Genomic DNA, 17395 nt, shown 5'->3' on the forward strand with positions numbered 1-17395 from the left:
GGGTGGGACGGGGCCGGGTCGGTCAGACCAGGTCGATGCGCTCGCCGGAGTCGCCGGCGAACATGTGCAGGTGGCCCTGGCGCGGGGCCAGGTGCAGCACCTCGCCCTTGGCCGGCGGGGTGCGCCCGTCGACGCGGGCGATGACCTGGCGGCGCTCGCCTGCGACCTCGGTGGTGCCGTAGACGTAGGCGTCGGCGCCGAGTTCCTCGACCACGTCGACCTCGGTGGCCAGGCCCTGGCCCTCGGGCACGGCGTCCATGTCCTCGGGCCGCACGCCGACGGTCACGTTGCGGGTGGCGCCGACGGCGTCGGCGGCCTGGCGGGGCACCCGGATGTCGGCGCCGCCGAAGTGCAGCACGTCGCCGTCGAGGTCGACGGCGAGCAGGTTCATCGCGGGCGAGCCGATGAAGCCGGCGACGAACACGTTGGCCGGCCGGTCGTACATGTGCCGGGGGGTGTCGACCTGCTGCAGGATGCCGTCCTTGAGCACGGCGACCCGGTCGCCCATCGTCATGGCCTCGACCTGGTCGTGGGTGACGTAGACGGTGGTGATGGCCAGCCTGCGCTGCAGCGAGGCGATCTGGGTGCGGGTGGAGACGCGCAGCTTGGCGTCCAGGTTGGACAGCGGCTCGTCCATGCAGAACACCTGGGGCTGGCGCACGATCGCCCGGCCCATCGCGACGCGCTGGCGCTGGCCGCCCGACAGCGCCTTGGGGCGGCGGTCGAGGTACTGCTCCAGGTCGAGGATCTTGGCCGCGTCGGCGACCCGCTTCTGGATCTCCGCCTTGGGCTGGCCGGCGATCTTGAGCGCGAAGCCCATGTTCTCGGCGACGGTCATGTGCGGGTAGAGCGCGTAGTTCTGGAAGACCATCGCGATGTCGCGGTCCTTCGGGGGGACGCGGGTGACGTCCCGGCCGCCGATGTGGATCGAGCCCTTGTCGATGTCCTCGAGCCCGGCGAGCATCCGCAGGGAGGTCGACTTGCCGCAGCCCGAGGGGCCGACCAGGACGAGGAACTCGCCGTCCTCGATCTGCAGGTCGAGCGAGTCGACGGCGGGGCGGGTGGAGCCGGGGTAGATCCGACTCGCGCTGTCGTAGGTCACAGCGGCCATGGCTGTACTCCATTCCACCGGCAGGAACGTGCCGGACGATCCGAGTGGGGTGTAGCACGCGGAGCCTGCCACGTCGGGGCAGCTCAGGGCCAGCAGCACTACCGTGGGTCACCCTTAAGTTACTTTATGGTAGCTGTTACGGGATCGTTGCCGCCCGATGTTGCGCGACGACGTGCGTAAACGCTTACCTATTGCGGATCTCACATCCACGGGCCGACCGGAACCCCGTGGTCCCCCATCGGAGCGGAGAGTCCGAATGTCAGCAGTGACACGGCGAGGGCGGGTTCCTGCCCTGGTCAGTGCCGCCCTCGGGGTGAGCCTCGTGCTCGCCGGGTGCGGTGGCAGCAACGTCGCGGGCGGCGGTCAGACCGGCGGCCAGACCGGCGGCGCCGGCTGCGAGGCCTACACCCAGTACGGCGACCTCAACGGCAAGCAGATCAGCCTCTACACCTCGATCGTCGCCCCCGAGGACCAGCCGCACATCGACTCCTACAAGAAGTTCGAGGAGTGCACCGGCGCCAAGATCGTCTACGAGGGCTCCAAGGAGTTCGAGGCGCAGCTGCCGGTCCGCATCCAGTCCGGCAACCCGCCGGACGTCGCCTACATCCCGCAGCCGGGCCTGCTGCAGACGCTGGTCGACCAGACCGGTGCGGTGAAGCCCGCCCCGCAGGCGGTGTCGGCGAACGTCGACCAGTACTTCTCCGAGACCTTCAAGTCCGCGGGCTCGGTCGACGGCACGCTCTACGCCGCCCCGCTGGGCGCCAACGTCAAGTCCTTCGTCTGGTACTCGCCGCAGGCCTTCCAGGCCAAGGGCTACACCGTGCCGACGACCTGGGACGAGATGGTCGCCCTGTCGGACAAGATCGTCGCCGAGGGCGGCAAGCCCTGGTGCGCCGGCATCAACTCCGGTGAGGCCACCGGCTGGCCGCTCACCGACTGGCTCGAGGACGTCATGCTCCGGGAGAACGGCCCGGACGTGTACGACCAGTGGGTCAACCACGAGATCCCGTTCAACGACCCGAAGGTCGCCGCGGCGCTGGACCGCATCGGCGGCATCCTGAAGAACCCGGCCTACGTCAACGGCGGCCTGGGCGACGTGTCGTCCATCGCCACCACCACGTTCCAGGACGGCGGCCTGCCGATCCTCGACGAGACCTGCTACATGCACCGCCAGGCCAACTTCTACGCGGCCAACTTCCCCGAGGGCACCGACATCTCGGAGAACGGCGAGGTCTTCGCGTTCCCGCTGCCGCCGATCAACACCACGCAGCCGGAGACGATCCTGGTCGGTGCCGAGTTCGTCGCGGCGTTCGCCGACCGGCCCGAGGTCCAGGCCTTCCAGGCCTACCTGTCCTCGCCGGAGTGGGCGAACGAGAAGGCCATCGCCACCCCGGAGGGCGGCTGGATCAGCGCCAACACCGGCCTGGACCCGAACAACGTGGCCAGCGCGGTGGACAAGCTGTCGGTGGAGATCCTCCAGGACGAGTCGAAGACCTTCAAGTTCGACGGGTCCGACCTGATGCCCGCCGCGGTGGGCTCGGCGTCCTTCTGGACCGGCATGACCGACTGGATCACCGGTAAGAGCACCACCGACGTGCTCACCTTCATCGAGCAGTCCTGGCCCGCTCAGTCGTGACCGCGCACCGGGGGCGGGTGGCTCTGCCACCCGCCCCCGGTCTCTCTCCCGTGCCCGGAGGTGAGACCCCATGACAATCACCGACAAAATCATCCAGCTCGTGGTCGCGGTGGCGTTCTTCGCGCTGGTCCTCGCCGCGGTGCTGTTCATCGCCGACCGGGCCAGGGGCAGGCGGGCCGAGCGCTGGCAGGGCTTCGCCTTCGTGGGCCCGGCGGTGCTGCTGCTGCTGATCGGCCTGATCTACCCGGCGCTGCGCACGGCCTACCAGTCGTTCTTCGACGCCGGCAGCACGAACTTCATCGGCATCGACAACTACGCGCGCATCTTCACCCAGCCCGAGCTGCTGATCGTGCTGCGCAACACGTTCCTGTGGGTGATCTTCACCCCGATCGTCGCGACTGCCGTCGGCCTCGTCTACGCGGTACTGGTCGACCGGGCGCGGGCCGAGTCGTTCGCCAAGGCGCTGATCTTCCTGCCGATGGCGATCTCGTTCGTCGGCGCGTCGATCATCTGGAAGTTCGTCTACGAGTACCGCCCCAACCAGCAGAACATCCAGCAGATCGGGTTGGTCAACCAGCTGCTGGTCTGGCTCGGCTTCGAGCCGGTGAACCTGCTGCTCATCCCGTTCTGGAACAACCTGCTGCTGATCGTGGTGATGATCTGGATCCAGGCCGGGTTCGCCATGACGATCCTGTCCGCGGCGATCAAGGCCATCCCCGACGACATCACCGAGGCCGCGCGCCTCGACGGCGTCGGCGGCCTGCGCATGTTCTTCTACATCACCCTGCCGAGCATCCGCCCGGCCGTGGTCGTCGTGCTGACGACGATCAGCATCGGGGTGCTGAAGGTCTTCGACATCGTCCGCACGATGACCGGCGGCCAGTTCGGCACCAGCGTCGTGGCCAACGAGTTCTACGCGCAGAGCTTCCGGCTGTTCAACATCGGCATCGGTTCCTCACTGGCGATGATCCTGTTCGTCCTCGTGGTGCCGATCGTGATCTACAACGTCCGGCAGATGCGGAAGGTGGACGCGCGATGACGGTCCTGGAGAGCACTCCCGCCGGGCAGCCGGCCACCACCCTCACAGCGGTGGCCACCACCAAGTCGTCGGAGGCCAAGAAGCGGCTCGGCTCGCCGTGGGCGTCGCTGCTCGCGATCGTCATCGCGGTGCTGTGGACGCTGCCCACGTTCGGCCTGTTCGTGTCCTCGTTCCGGCCGGAGCGCTCGGTCAAGCGGACCGGCTGGTGGACGCTGTTCACCGACCCGCAGTTCACCCTGGAGAACTACAACGAGGTCCTGTTCGAGGGCCAGCAGCCGTTGATCAACTACTTGATCAACTCGATCATCATCGTGCTGCCCGCGGTGATCATCCCGATCGTGCTGGCCACCATCGCGGCCTACGCGTTCGCCTGGATGAAGTTCCCGATGCGCGACACGCTGTTCGTCGCGATCTTCGCGCTGCAGGTCGTCCCGCTGCAGGTGGCGCTGCTGCCGCTGCTGGAGATCTTCGTCGGCACCGGGCTGAACAACACGTTCTGGACGGTGTGGATCGCGCACTCCACGTTCGCGCTCCCGCTGGCGATCTACCTGCTGCACAACTCCATGCGGGAGATCCCGGCCGAGCTGGTCGAGGCGGCCCGGGTGGACGGCGCCGGGCACGTCCGGATCTTCACCAAGATCATGTTGCCGCTGATGAAGCCGGCCATCGCGGCGTTCGGCGTGTTCCAGTTCCTCTGGGTGTGGAACGACCTGCTGGTGGCGCTGGTGTTCGCCGGCGGTACGGCGGACGTCGCGCCGCTGACCGTGCGGGTCGCCGAGCTGTCGGGCACCCGGGGGTCGGACTGGCACCTGCTCTCCGCCGGTGCCTTCATCTCGATCATCATCCCGTTGATCGTCTTCCTCAGCCTGCAGCGGTTCTTCGTCCGTGGCCTGCTCGCGGGCAGCGTCAAGGGCTGATCGGACGGACGGGAGCAGTCACCAGGTTCGGGGGCCGCGGTGACGACGATCAGGGACGTGGCCCGGCGGGCCGGGGTCTCCATCGCCACCGTCTCGCGCGCGCTGCACGGGTTGCCCCGGGTCTCCGAGGCCACCCGGCAGCGCGTGCTGGCGGCCGCGGCGGAGCTGCACTACGTGGCCTCGCCCAGCGCGGCCAGCCTGGCCGGCGGGCAGAACATGGCCATCGGCGTGGTGGCCCCGTCGGTCAACGGCTGGTTCGTGGCCACCGTCGTGCACAGCGCGGAGCGGTTGCTGCGCCCGGCCGGCTACGACGTGCTGCTCTACAGCCTCGGCGTCGACCCCCACGAGCGCAGCCGCGCCTTCGCCGGCAACGTGCTGCGCAAGCGGGTCGACGCCGTGCTGGTGGTGGGCATCCGCCCGGAGCCCGACGAGATCGCGGCGCTCTCGGCGGTCGGCGGGCCGGTCACGGTGGTCGGCGCCGAGGTGCCCGGCTGGGCCAGCGTCCGGGTCGACGACGGGGCGGTCGGCCGGTGCGCCGTGCGCCACCTGCTCGACCTGGGCCACCGCCGGATCGCCTACATCGGCAGCGAGCCGGAGGGTCCCGCCGAGCCGGTGGCCTCGGCCGGGCGCCGGGCGGGCTACCGCGACGAGCTCACCGCGGCCGGCATCGCGCTCGACCCCGCGCTGGAGGTCGACGGCGGCTTCACCGTCCGCGGCGGCATGGAGGCCATGGACGCGCTGCTGGCCGCGGGCCCGCCGCCGACGGCCGTCTTCGCCTCCTCCGACGAGATGGCGATGGGGGCGGTGCACGTGGCCCGGCAGGCCGGGCTGCGCATCCCGCGGGACCTGTCGGTGGTCGGCGTCGACGACCACGACATGGCCGAGCTGTTCGACCTGACCACGGTGGCCCAACCGGTGTACTCGCAGGGCGTCATGGCCGCGGAGCTGATCCTGCGCCGGTTGGCCGAGCCGCACCGCGACCCGCCCGCCCTGGTCGTGCCGACCAGCCTGATCGTCCGCGGGACGACGGCACCCCCGGCCGGGAGCGACACCGGATAGGATCCCCACGAGCCGCCGACCGGTCCGCTCCGGGCCGGGCCGCGGCGCTGGTGGACCTCCGTGGGAAGGCCGTGGGTGAGCTACAGCGGCGGCCTGACGGTCGGGCAGTACGCCGGCACCGTCGCGCTGCGCGACGACTGGATCCGGATCGCCGAGTCCACCGAGCGCTGCGACCGCCCCACCGCCGAGGCCGCGGTGCGCCAGGCCTACCGGGTCGCCGGGCTCGACGCCCCCGACGTCATCGTCTGGATGGACTCCCCGCTGGGCGGCACCCTGGCCAGCGTCGTGCTCAGCCACCACACCGCCCCGCCCACCCGGCTGTGGGCCGAGGTCTGGGACGGGCTGTGGGACCAGCTCGGCGAGCGCGTCGGCCCCGACCTGCGCGACCGGCTCACCGAGCAGCTGTGGGGCCAGCTCGACGAGCGGGTGTGGGCGCGGCTGCCCCCGGGGATGCGCGCCCAGACCGACGAGCACCTCTGGCGCCGCCTCGCCGACCAGGTCCGGGCCCGGCTCGAGCAGCGCCTCGGCGACCGGGCGGTGGCCCAGCTGTGGAACGAGCTCGGCGCCCTGCTGTGGGAGCCGCTGCGCGACCAGATCGAGTTCCAGCTGGTCGACCGGCCCGGCTTCGACCTGTGGGACCGGCTGCAGCACCGCCTCGGCGAGCAGCTGTGGACCCAGCTGGAGGGCCGCCCGTTCCCCTGGGAGCACGGCCGCCAGCTCGGTCCGTGGTCGGAGGTGTACTGGCTGGTGCTGTTCACCCGGGCGCTGGACATCGCCGGGCTGCCGGCCTCGCCCCGGCTGGCCGCGGTGGCCACCGCGGTGCGGGCCGTGGGCTGGTGGTGGCCGATGCGCGGCGCGGCCGTGCTCACCGACCGGCCCACCGCCCTGCACCGCGACCCGCAGGGCCGGCTGCACCACCCGGACGGCCCGGCGGTCGCCTACGCCGACGGCTACGCCCTGCACGCCTGGCACGGCACCCGGGTCCCCGCCGACCTGGTCACCGGCGACGGCTGGGGCCCGCACCGGATCCTGGCCGAGCGCAACGCCGAGATCCGCCGCTGCGCCATCGAGCGCCGCGGGTGGGACCGGTTCGTCGTCGAGGGCGGGCTGCGCCAGGTGGGCCGCGACCACCGCGACCCCGGCAACCCCGGCCAGGTGCTGCGGCTCTTCGACCTGCCCGAGCAGCTGCGCGGGCTCTACCACCAGCCGGCCCGCATCCTGGTGGTCAGCAACGCCAGCGCCGACCGCGACGGCAGGCGGCGGGTGTTCGGGCTGCCGGTCCCCGCCGACGTCCCGGACGCGCTGTCCGCGGCCGCGGCCACCTTCGACGTCACCCCGGCCGAGTACGCGGCCCTGGCCCGGGCGACCTGACCGTGCCCGTCGACGGGGCCTCGGGAGCGGAGCGGCCCGCGCAGACCGCCGAACGGGTGGTCGGCGCCTGGCGCCTCATCGCGGAGTCCACCCAGCGCTGCGACCGCCGGGCGGCCGAGCGCGCGGTGCGCCGCGCCTACGTCGCGGTCGGGCTGCCCGAGCCGGGCGTGCTGGTCTGGATGGACTCCCCGCTCGGTGGCCTGGTCGCCGACCTGGCGCTGCGCTACCGACTCGCCGACCGCTCCACCGAGGAGGGCGAGCTGCTGCGCCGGCTGCTGGCGGAGTTCAGCGCCCGGCTGCGCGAGCGGCCGGCCGGGGTGGCGGCCCGGATCCGCGCCGACTGCCTGGGCGGGCTGCGCGCGGCCGAACCCCGGCTGCGGGTCGCCGCGGCGACCGCGGGCGAGCGGGTCTCGCTGCTCCCCCGCGGCGACGAGCGCAGCGAGCTGGCCCGGCGGACGGGTCTGTCGAAGTCACCCGAGGCCTCGCGCGCGCTGCGCGCACTGCGGTTCTGGGACGCCCAGGTGTCGCGCCGGCTCGGCCGGCAGATGCGCGGCCCGCTGGAGCGGCTGCTCGCCCAGGAGGACCGCGGCCAGCTGTTCGACCAGGTCGTCGCCGGGTTCAGCACCTGGACGGTGGCCCACGTGCTGGTGGGCTCCCAGCTGGCGCGCGACCGCATCGGGACCCCCGTACCCGCGGCAACCGCGGCGCTGGGCGACGCCGTGGCCGCGCTCGGCTGGTGGTGGCCGCTGCACGGCGCCTCCGTGCTGGTCGACCGCCCCACCGCCCTGCACCTCGACCGCGACCAGCGCCTGCACCGCGCCGACGGACCCGCGGTGACCTGGGCCGACGGCTGGACGACGTCCTCGTGGCACGGCACGACCGTGCCCGACGACCTCGTCGCCGGCGCCGGCTGGGACCTCGGGCGGATCCTCACCGAGCCCAACGCCGAGGTCCGCCGGTGCGCCATCGAGCGGATGGGCTGGGCGCGGTTCGTGACCGCGGCCGGGATGGCCCAGGTCGGCGCCGACCACCCCGACCCCGGCAACCCGGGCAAGGTGCTGCGGCTCTACGACCTGCCCGAGCGGCTGCGCGACCTCTACCCGCAGCCGGCCAGGGTGCTGCTGGTGGTCAACGCCAGCCCCGACCGCGACGGCACCCGCCGCGCGTTCGGCCTGCCGGTCCCGGCCGACGTCCCCGACGCGCTCAGCGCGGCCGCCGCGACGTTCGGCGTGAGCGCGGCCGAGTACGCCTCGCTCGACCGGGCGACGTGACCCGGACGGCGGATGTCGCGTCCGCCGGTCGGCGACGCATCGTGGCGTTCGACGGAAACCCGTCGCCGTGTGACGATCACCGTGGCACGCTCGGCCGCGGGTCCGTGCTCATCGACAACGGAGGAACCGCCTGTGGCCATCCTGCGAACCGTGCTCGACCGCGCCGGCGTCGGCGCCCTGGGCGTCCTCGACTCCGAGATCGACGTGCCGGTCCTGACCGGCGCCCAGCGGCAGGGTGACGTGATCGTGCTGAGCCGGCCCCAGCTGGCCCCGGCCACCACGCCCCTCCCGGCGTCGGGCGTGCAGGTCGTGCGGGCGGAGGCCTCCTCGAACACGCACACCCTGCACTCGTGGGACGGCACCTGCTTCTTCGACGCCGACCCCACCGGCGGCGACGCCGGCCTCACCCTGGGCACGCTCACCGTGCCCGACGGCGCATCGGCCTACCTGGTGCACACCGAGGAGCACGGCGCCAACGGCATCGGCCCGGGCACCTACGAGCTGCGCCGCCAGCGCGAGTTCGCCGGGGAGTGGCGCCGCGTCGCCGACTGAGCGGGACGGCCGGTCGCGCGGCGCCCGACCGGCCGGCAGCCAATCCGGTCGAGACTGTCGGCCCGGCAAGGCAGCATGGTCGTCGTGGCGGTAGCGGTGCCGAAGTCGGCGAAATCGGGGGGAAGGCTCGGGCCGTACCGGGAGGTGCTGCGGCTGCCGGGGCTCCCGCCCCTGATGATGCTGTCGCTGGCCTCCCGCATCCCGGCCTCGGCGTCGGCCATCGTGCTCACGCTGCACGTCGTGCTCACCCTCGACCACGGCTACGCCGCCGCCGGCACGGTCGGCGCGGCCAGCACGATCGGCATGGCGGTGGGCGCGCCGCTGCTCGGCCGGCTGATCGACCGCTTCGGCCTGCGCCCGGTGCTGGCCCTGGGGACGTGCACGGAGACGTTGTTCTGGTCGGTCGCGGCGGTCCTGCCGTATCCGGCACTGGTGGTCTGCGCGCTGGTCGCCGGCACGGTCGGCGTCCCGCTGTTCTCCGTCGTGCGCCAGTCGATCGGCGCGATCGTGCCCGAGGCGCAGCGCCGCCCGGCGTTCGCGGTCGACTCCATGGCCGTCGAGCTGTCCTACATCATCGGTCCCGCCGTGGGCACGGTGCTCGTGCTGCAGGCCTCCTCGCCCGTCGCGGTGTGGGTGGTCGGGGCCGGGCGGGTGCTGTCGGGGATCGCGCTGTGGCTGCTCAACCCGCTCACCAGGGCGGCGGGCACCGGCGACCAGCCGGCCCCGCCGATCCGCCAGTGGCTCGACCGCCGGCTGCTGGCCGCGCTGCTGGCCACGTCGGCGGCGGTGGTCGTGGTCTTCGGCACCGAGCTGTCCATGATCGCCGGGCTGCAGACCACCGGGCAGGCCGCGTGGATCCCCGTGGTCAACACCGTGTGGTGCCTGGCCTCGCTGACCGGCGGCTTCGTCTACGGGGCGATGACCAGGGCGCCGTCGCTGCCGGTGATCACCGCCGCGGTCGGGGTGGCGGCGCTGCCGGTCGCGCTCGGCGGGGTCTGGTGGTCCTACGCGCTGCTGCTGCTGCCCTGCGGCCTGCTGCTCGCCCCGTCGCTGGCCGCCAGCTCGGAGGCCGTCAGCCGGCTGGCGCCCGAACCCGCGCGCGGCGTCGTCACCGGTCTGCACGCGTCGGCCATCACCCTCGGCGCCGCCGCCGGCACCCCGCTGGCCGGCCTGCTCATCGACATCGCCTCGCCGTCGGCGGCCGTGCTGACCGTCGGTGCCGCGGGGATCGGGGTCGCGCTGGTGGCGTGGCTCCTCGGTGGTGTTGCAACGGGTAGGCGCCCGCCTCAGCACCCTCTCACCACGGCTAGGGCAGACTCGAACGGGTGACCGCGCCGCCCGGGCAGCTCGACCCGATCACGCCCCCGCCGCCGCCCCCGCCCGACCGGCGCGGTCACGGCAGGCTGCTCGTCCGCTACCTCGCCGCGCTGCTGTTCACGGCCGCGGCGGCCGCGGCGGCGATCCCCGACCTCATCGGCATCGACCACCGCGGCCCGTTCGCCCGCGCCATCGCCTTCCGGCCGTGGGTGCTGGTGGCCGGGTTGGTCGTCGTCGTGGTGCTGCTGGTGCTGGTGGTGTTCCGGCGCAGGGCCCGCGCCGCCCTGCTGCCGTTCGCGGTCGGGCTGCTGGTCGTGCTGCCGGCCGGTGGCGCGATGATCCTTCCGCGCGTGCTCGCCGACCCCGTGCCGACCACCGGCACGCCACTGAAGGTGCTCGCCTTCAACACCTACTTCGGCGGCGCCGACCCCGCCGAGCTGGCCGCGCTCATCGCCGCCGAGCGCCCCGACCTGGTGTCGATCTCCGAGGCGGGTGAGCGCTTCCGCGGCAAGCTGATGCCCCTCGTCGAGCCGCTGGGCTACCGCTCGGAGGTCTCCTCGGGCTCCGGTGCCGACGTCGACGGCGTCGTCGCGCTGGTCTCCGACCGCCTCGGCGACGTGCGCTTCGTCGGCGGCACGGGCTCGTCGCACCCTCCCTACCTGGAGGCCACCGGCGGCGGGCTGGGCGAGCTCACCTTCGTCGCCTACCACGCCGCCGCCCCGACGTACTACCGCTTCCCCCACTGGCGCGACGACATGGCCCTGCTGGCGAAGTGGTGCGCGGGCGGCTCACCGGCGATCGTCGCCGGCGACCTCAACGCCACCCTCGACCACTCCCTGCTGCGCAAGGGCATGGCCGGCTGCACCGACGCCGCCGAGCAGCGCGGCCAGGGCCTGCTGTCGACCTGGAGCCCGACCGAGTCGACCGAGCTGTTCGGCCCGCAGATCGACCACGTGCTGTCCACGGCGGGCATCGACGCGGAGTCGTTCTCGGTGCACGAGATCGACGGCAGCGACCACCGCGCCATCCTCACCACCGTCCGCATCCCCTGAGGGTCAGGACGCGGCGGCCCGGGGCACCTCGCCGTCCGCGGCCGGCTCGTCCAGGTGCACCTCCTCGAGCACGAACCTCTCGATGTCCAGCACGAACCCGCGGACCCGGGTGCCGGGCAGCAGGAACGGGTCGTGGCGCAGCTGGGCCAGGTCGCGGCGCACGCTCAGCTCCGGGTCGCGGAAGGCGTGGGTGCGCCACGGCGGGCGCATCCCCACCTCCTGGGCCAGCTCCTCGGAGAAGTCGTCGTCGGTGAAGGTGGCCAGGCCGCACCCGCTGTGCTGGACGAGCAGCACGTCGCGGGTGTGCAGCTTGCGCTGGCTGATGGTCAGCGACCGGATGACGTCCTCGGTGACCACGCCGCCCGCGTTGCGCAGCACGTGCACCTCGCCGAGCTTCAACCCGAACAGGGCGAACACGTCGATGCGGGAGTCCATGCAGGTCAGGACCACGGTGTGCAGCGCGGGCGGGACGGCCAGGCCGTCGGCGTTGGCCGCGGCCAGCTGGCCGCCGCCTGCCTCGTAGCGCTCGATCAGCTCCTCGATCGCCATCCTCACCCCTGCCCGGCCGCGATGGTCTCGGCGATCTCGTAGGTGTTCAGCGCGGCGCCCTTGCGCAGGTTGTCGCCGCAGAGGAACAGCTCCAGCGTGTTCGGGAAGTCGTAGGCCTGCCGGATGCGCCCGACCCAGGTCGGGTCGCCGCCGACGGCGTCGGCCGGGGTGGGCCACTGGCCGTTGGCCGGGTCGTCGCGCAGCACGATCGAGGGCTGCGCGGCGAGCACCTTGCGGGCCCGGTCGACCGAGACCTCGCGGGCGAACGTGGCGTGCACGGCGATCGAGTGCGTGGTGACGACGGGGACGCGCACGCAGGTGGCCGAGACCTTCAGGTCGGGGATACCGAGGATCTTGCGGGCCTCGTTGCGGACCTTCAGCTCCTCCGACGACCAGCCGTCGTCCTTGAGCGAGCCCGCCCACGGCACCACGTTCAGCGCCAGCGGCGCCGGGAACGGCGAGTCGTCCGGGTCGAGGCCGGCCGCGGCCAGCGCCTCGGCGACGTCGCCCGCCCGCGCCCCCACCGGCTTGCCCGCCACGGCCGCGATCTCGGCCTGCAGCCGGTCGATGCCGCCCTGGCCGGCCCCGGAGGCCGCCTGGTAGGAGGCCACGACCAGGGCGTGCAGCTCGAACTCGCGGTGCAGGGCGCCCATCGCGGCCATCATCGACAGGGTCGTGCAGTTGGGGTTGGAGACGATGCCCTTGGGGCGGTTCGCCGCCTGCTCGGCGTTGACCTCGGGCACCACCAACGGCACGTCGGGGTCCATCCGGAAGGCCCCGGAGTTGTCGACGACGACGGCGCCGCGCCCGGCGGCGATCGGCCCCCACTCGGCGCTGACCTCGTCGGGCACGTCGAACAGGGCGATGTCGACGCCGTCGAACACCTCGGGGGTCAGCGCCAGCACCGTGACGTCCTGGCCGCGGACCGGGATGACCTTGCCGGCCGACCGGGCCGAGGCGATCAGCCGGATCTCCGACCACGGCACGCTCGGCCGCGCGTCGATGATCTCGATCATCGTGGTGCCGACGGCGCCGGTGGCCCCGACGATGGCGACGACGGGTGCGTTGCGCTGTGCTGATGATTCGCTCGCACGCTCGCTCATCGCCCGCTCCCCGCGTAGACGACGGCCTCTTCGCTGCCGCCGAGCTCGAACGCCCGGTGCAGCGCCGACACCGCGGTGTCGAGCTGGTCGGGCCGGCACAGCACGGAGATCCGGATCTCCGAGGTGTTCATGGTCTCGATGTTGATGCCCGCGTCGGACAGCGCCTCGCAGAACGTGGCGGTGACCCCGGGGTGGTTGCGCATGCCCGCGCCGATGAGCGAGACCTTGCCGACCTCGTCGTCGTGCAGCACCCGCTCGAACCCGATCTCCGGCTGGACGGCGGTGAGCGCGGTGACCGCGCGCGGACCGTCGACCTTGGGGAGGGTGAAGGTGATGTCGGTGCGCCGGTCGCCGGAGTGGCTGATGTTCTGCAGCACCATGTCGATGTTGATGTCGGCCTCGGCCACGGTCCGGAAGATCCGCGCCGCCATGCCGGGCGTGTCGGGCACCCCGGTCACGGTGATCTTGGCTTCGGACCGGTCGTGCGCGACCCCGGTGATGATCGCGTTCTCCACGGGAATCTCCTCGATCGAGCCGGTGACCAGCGATCCCGGCCTGTCGTTGTACGAGCTGCGCACCCGCAGGGGGACGTCGTAGCGGCGGGCGTACTCCACGGCCCGCAGGTGCAGGACCTTCGCCCCGCAGGCCGCCATCTCCAGCATCTCCTCGTAGGTGATGGTGTCGAGGCGCTGCGCGTCGGGCACGATCCGCGGGTCGGCGGAGAAGATGCCGTCGACGTCGGTGTAGATCTCGCAGACGTCGGCCTCCAGCGCGGCGGCCAGCGCCACCGCGGTGGTGTCCGAGCCGCCGCGGCCGAGCGTGGTGACGTCCTTGGAGTCCTGGCTGACCCCCTGGAACCCGGCCACCAGCACGATCGCCCCCTCGTCCAGGGCGTCGCGCAGGCGCTGCGGGTTGACCTGCACGATCCGGGCGTCGCCGTGCTTGGACGTGGTGATCATCCCGGCCTGCGAGCCGGTGAACGAGCGGGCCTGGGCGCCGAGGGCGTGGATGGCCATCGCGACGAGCGCGTTGGAGATGCGCTCGCCCGCGGTGAGCAGCATGTCCATCTCCCGCGGCGGCGGGGCGGGCGAGACCTGGTCGGCGAGGTCGAGCAGCTCGTCGGTGGTGTCGCCCATGGCGGACACCACGACCACGACGTCGTTGCCCTCTTTGTGCGTGCGGACGATCCGCTCGGCGACCTTCTTGATCCGGTCCGCGTCCTGGACTGACGATCCGCCGTACTTCTGCACGACGAGGGCCACCGCCGACCTCCTGTCCTGGCGCGGCGCTCGGGCTCGCGACCGTGGAATTCCGTGCGCCGGGTCGGGCGCGGGTCGGATCACCACCCTACCGGCCCGGCCCCCGCTTCCCGACGGGTTTCGATCCACGCCACAACCGGGGCTCGCCCGAAGCGGTGACGGGGACGGCCCGGGCCCTGTCGGCACCAGTGGTCGCGGTCGGAGGTTCGTCTGGGATATCGGGGGATCCGGCTTCTCGCTGGGCGTGCCGACGGGCAGCCCTCGTACCTGGTCGTACTCGGGTTGTCCGCCGGTGCGTCCAGCGTGGAGCCGGGCCGCCGAGACCCCGGGCGAACCCCCGACCGGGGCCACTAGCGTGGGCCGGTGGACGTCGACGAGCTGCACGCGGCCCAGGCCGCCCGGTGGCGGGCCGCCGACCCGCTGCTCCCCGCGCCCGACGCGCCCCGCCCCGACCCGGTGCGCGCGCCCGGCGGCGCCGGCTGGCTGCGCAGGCTCGACCCCGATCCGCAGAGCATGGTCGCCACCTGGAGCGCGGCCCGGATGCACCGGCTCGACGCGCACGTGGCCGGCGACGACCCGGCCGCGGCGCTGGGCGCCCTGCTGGACCTTGTCGACCCCGACCTCGGCCCCGTCGGCGACCGGGACAGCGCCGTCGAGGTGTTCTGGCCCAGCCGCGACACCGCCCCCGTGCTGGCCCTGAACCGCCGCGGGTTCGGGGCGGCCACCGTGGTCGCGGTGCGCCGGACGGGCGGGCCCGGCGCGCCGACGCCCCCCGGCGTCCGGATCCGCCCCCTCGAACCGGACGACGTCGACGCGGCGACGCGGATGCACCTGGGGATCGTCCGGTACGACGCGCAGTTCGGCGCGGTCGGCGAGCGCCCCTCCACCGAGGCCCGCATGCGCGAGGAGCTGACCGGGCGCGCCGACCACCCGGAGCCGACCGCGTGGGTCGCCGAGCTGGACGGGCGACCGGTCGGGCTGTGCGAGGTCGACCCGCCCGACCGCGCCTGCTGGCTCGCCCCGCTGTGCGCCGACGGGCCGATCGGCTACCTGAGCTCGATGTTCGTCGACCCCGCGGTGCGCGGCGGCGGTCTCGGCGCGGCGCTGCACGCGCACGCCGACGCGGCCCTGCGCGCGGCAGGCGCCACCCGCACCCTGCTGCACCACTCGCCGCCGAACCCGCTGTCCACGCCGTTCTGGTACGGCCAGGGCTACCGTCCGCTGTGGACGTCGTGGCGGCGCCGACCCGCACGGGCCCGCTGATCGTCAGCGGAATTGGTCCCAGCGGGCCCCGACCGCCGCGAAGAAGCCGGCCAGCAGCGCGACCCGGATCAGCAGGGCCAGCGGCGGCAGGCCGAAGGCCAGGTCCGTGACGAGCCCGACGGCCGCGACCACCCCGATCACGACCACACCCCACCGCCGCCACGCCCACACCCCCGCGTAGGCGGTGAGGGCGAGCAGGCTGAGCAGGACGCCGAACGCCGGCAGGGCACCGACGGACGCGCCGTGCGACGCGGCGCTGCGCCACGCGTCGAGGAGCAGGACGAGCGTGATCACCTGCGCCAGGGTGAGCACGACGAGCAGGGTGGTCAGCGCGCCGCCGCGGCGGCGGGTCTCGGTGCTGGACATGGGATCACCGGTCCGATCTTCGACGTCGGGGTGGGACCGGGTGAGTACGCCACCGCCCGCTTCAGGTCCGCTTCAGCCGCGCGGCACTACCGTGGGCGGGTGGAGGTCGGCGAGCTGCACGCGGTCCAGGCGGCCCGGTGGCGGGCGGCCGACCCGCTGCTGCCCACCCCCGAGCCCCCCGCCCCCGACCCGACCCTCGTGCCGGGCGGCGCCGGCTGGACCACCCGCCACGACATCGACCCGGAGGGCATGAGCGCCTCCTGGACGGGCCTGCGCAACCACGCCCTCACCGCGCTCCTCGCCGACGACGACCCCGCCGCCGCCCTGGGCGCGCTGCTCGACCAGTGGGAACCCCGGCTCGGGCCCCCCGACGACGACGAGAGCACCGCCGAAGTCGTCTGGCCGAGCCGCGACACCACCCCCGTCCTGGCCCTGGCCCGCCACGGCTTCGCCCCCGCCGTCGTCCTGGCCGCGGGACGACCCGGCCGCGCCACCGCGGCCCCGGTCCCCGGCCTGACGGTCCGCCCGGCCGTAGAGTCCGATGTGGACGTGGTCGCCCGGTTCGGCCTGGAGATCGTCCGCTACGACGGCCGCTTCGGCGCGCTCGGCGCGCGCCCGTCGACGCTGCCGCGCCTGGTCGAGGGCTACGCCGCCGCCCTCCGCCGCCCCACCCCGACGATCTGGCTCGCCGAGCAGCACGGCCGCCCCGTCGGCATGTGCTCGGTCGACCCACCCGGCTACGCCCCCGAGGCGCAGGGCCTCTGCTCGGCGTCCCGGGTCGGCTACCTCGGCTCGATGTACGTCAACCCGACCGCCCGCGGCACCGGCATCGGCTCCGCCCTGCACGCCACGGCGGACGCGGCGCTCGCCGCCGCGGGAGCCGAGGTGACGCTGCTGCACCACACCGTCCCCAACCCCATCTCCACCCCGTTCTGGTACCGCCTCGGCTACCGCCCCCTCTGGACCCACTGGCAACGCCGCCCCGCCGTGCGCCTACCCGCTCTCTGACCGGAGCGCGTGGCGCCCTCGCCCAACCAGCCCGGCCACCGCGCCATTCGCTCGCCCCCGGCGGAGTGCAGCTCCGCGAGGTGGCGGCACGAAAGCGACGCTCGCCCCACTCGGTCGCACGAGAGTGACTCTCGTCCCCCGTGGCCACACGAAAGCGACTCTCGCCCCACCCAGCCGCACGAAAGCGACTCTCGTCTCGCATGGCTGGACGAAAGCGACTCTCGCCCGATGTGCTTGGGCGAAAGTGACTCTCGCTCCGCCGATGCGGTGCGCAGCGCCGCGAGGCGAGCCCCCAGGCGAGGCGGCGCGCAGCGCCACTCCCCTCCCCGAGGCCCCTGCCGTCACGTCGGCGCGCACGGCAGAGCGCGACCGACGCGACCCCCGCACCCTCCGATGCCACCCGGCTGGCCGACGCTCCCAACCGTGCGGGGTCGCGGCGGACGTGCTTCGCTGGGCGTGACGACGTGACGGCAGGGGCCGAACCCCTGCTCGATCAGAGGGTCGCCCGCCGCGGGGGGGGCG

At 73.4% G+C, this 17395-nt stretch carries 16 protein-coding genes; 11 read left to right on the plus strand and 5 right to left on the minus strand.

From position 1 onward, the window contains the following. Nucleotides 1-22 precede the first annotated feature (22 nt). Complete coding sequence (locus KDL28_RS04240; RefSeq protein ID WP_252435846.1) at nt 23-1111, minus strand: ABC transporter ATP-binding protein; 1089 nt, start codon at nt 1109-1111, stop codon at nt 23-25. 313 nt (nt 1112-1424) lie between these two features. On the opposite strand from KDL28_RS04240, the gene KDL28_RS04245 reads away from it, so the two are divergent. The 9 genes from KDL28_RS04245 (at nt 1425) to KDL28_RS04285 (ending at nt 11325) form a co-directional block, all read left to right on the plus strand. Then, nucleotides 1425-2747, plus strand: a complete 1323-nt coding sequence (locus KDL28_RS04245; protein ID WP_252435847.1) for an ABC transporter substrate-binding protein — start codon at nt 1425-1427, stop codon at nt 2745-2747. A 70-nt stretch (nt 2748-2817) separates the two neighbouring features. After that, nucleotides 2818-3786 (plus strand): carbohydrate ABC transporter permease, encoded by a 969-nt coding sequence (locus KDL28_RS04250; protein WP_252435848.1) that lies wholly within the window; start codon nt 2818-2820, stop codon nt 3784-3786. Continuing rightward, entirely contained in the window at nt 3783-4703 is a 921-nt protein-coding gene (locus KDL28_RS04255) for a carbohydrate ABC transporter permease (protein ID WP_252435849.1), read from the plus strand. Before KDL28_RS04250 ends, KDL28_RS04255 begins: the two co-directional genes overlap by 4 nt. A gap of 39 nt (nt 4704-4742) precedes the next feature. Then, nucleotides 4743-5762, plus strand: a complete 1020-nt coding sequence (locus tag KDL28_RS04260; protein ID WP_252435850.1) for a LacI family DNA-binding transcriptional regulator — start codon at nt 4743-4745, stop codon at nt 5760-5762. Nucleotides 5763-5837: 75 nt separating this feature from the next. Continuing rightward, nucleotides 5838-7133: a DUF6745 domain-containing protein gene (locus tag KDL28_RS04265; RefSeq protein ID WP_252435851.1), complete on the plus strand. Its 1296-nt coding sequence runs from the start codon at nt 5838-5840 to the stop codon at nt 7131-7133. A 2-nt stretch (nt 7134-7135) separates the two neighbouring features. Next, entirely contained in the window at nt 7136-8404 is a 1269-nt protein-coding gene (locus KDL28_RS04270; protein WP_252435852.1) for a DUF6745 domain-containing protein, read from the plus strand. Between the two features lie 132 nt (nt 8405-8536). After that, nucleotides 8537-8956, plus strand: a complete 420-nt coding sequence (locus tag KDL28_RS04275; RefSeq protein WP_252435853.1) for a DUF8820 family protein — start codon at nt 8537-8539, stop codon at nt 8954-8956. A gap of 84 nt (nt 8957-9040) precedes the next feature. Then, nucleotides 9041-10285 (plus strand): MFS transporter, encoded by a 1245-nt coding sequence (locus KDL28_RS04280; RefSeq protein ID WP_252435854.1) that lies wholly within the window; start codon nt 9041-9043, stop codon nt 10283-10285. Continuing rightward, nucleotides 10282-11325, plus strand: a complete 1044-nt coding sequence (locus KDL28_RS04285) for an endonuclease/exonuclease/phosphatase family protein (protein WP_252435855.1) — start codon at nt 10282-10284, stop codon at nt 11323-11325. Before KDL28_RS04280 ends, KDL28_RS04285 begins: the two co-directional genes overlap by 4 nt. 3 nt (nt 11326-11328) lie before the next feature. Here KDL28_RS04285 and KDL28_RS04290 read toward each other — a convergent pair whose 3' ends face one another. Genes KDL28_RS04290 through KDL28_RS04300 form a run of 3 tightly spaced genes read right to left on the minus strand, consistent with a single transcriptional unit; the run spans nt 11329 to nt 14239 of the window. Continuing rightward, complete coding sequence (locus KDL28_RS04290; protein WP_252435856.1) at nt 11329-11874, minus strand: beta-class carbonic anhydrase; 546 nt, start codon at nt 11872-11874, stop codon at nt 11329-11331. 2 nt (nt 11875-11876) lie between these two features. Then, nucleotides 11877-12977, minus strand: coding sequence for an aspartate-semialdehyde dehydrogenase (locus tag KDL28_RS04295; RefSeq protein ID WP_252435857.1), 1101 nt, complete (start codon nt 12975-12977; stop codon nt 11877-11879). Further along, entirely contained in the window at nt 12974-14239 is a 1266-nt protein-coding gene (locus KDL28_RS04300) for an aspartate kinase (protein WP_252435858.1), read from the minus strand. Before KDL28_RS04300 ends, KDL28_RS04295 begins: the two co-directional genes overlap by 4 nt. A gap of 360 nt (nt 14240-14599) precedes the next feature. On the opposite strand from KDL28_RS04300, the gene KDL28_RS41330 reads away from it, so the two are divergent. Beyond that, nucleotides 14600-15499 carry a GNAT family N-acetyltransferase gene (locus tag KDL28_RS41330; protein ID WP_252435859.1) on the plus strand — a complete coding sequence of 300 codons (900 nt, stop codon included), beginning with the start codon at nt 14600-14602 and terminating at the stop codon, nt 15497-15499. A 3-nt stretch (nt 15500-15502) separates the two neighbouring features. Here KDL28_RS41330 and KDL28_RS04310 read toward each other — a convergent pair whose 3' ends face one another. Beyond that, nucleotides 15503-15865 carry a hypothetical protein gene (locus KDL28_RS04310; RefSeq protein ID WP_252435860.1) on the minus strand — a complete coding sequence of 121 codons (363 nt, stop codon included), beginning with the start codon at nt 15863-15865 and terminating at the stop codon, nt 15503-15505. A 99-nt stretch (nt 15866-15964) separates the two neighbouring features. On the opposite strand from KDL28_RS04310, the gene KDL28_RS04315 reads away from it, so the two are divergent. Further along, nucleotides 15965-16873: a GNAT family N-acetyltransferase gene (locus KDL28_RS04315; RefSeq protein WP_252435861.1), complete on the plus strand. Its 909-nt coding sequence runs from the start codon at nt 15965-15967 to the stop codon at nt 16871-16873. Nucleotides 16874-17395 lie beyond the last annotated feature (522 nt).

The sequence above is a fragment of the Pseudonocardia humida genome, assembly GCF_023898865.1.
Lineage (GTDB): Bacteria > Actinomycetota > Actinomycetes > Mycobacteriales > Pseudonocardiaceae > Pseudonocardia > Pseudonocardia humida.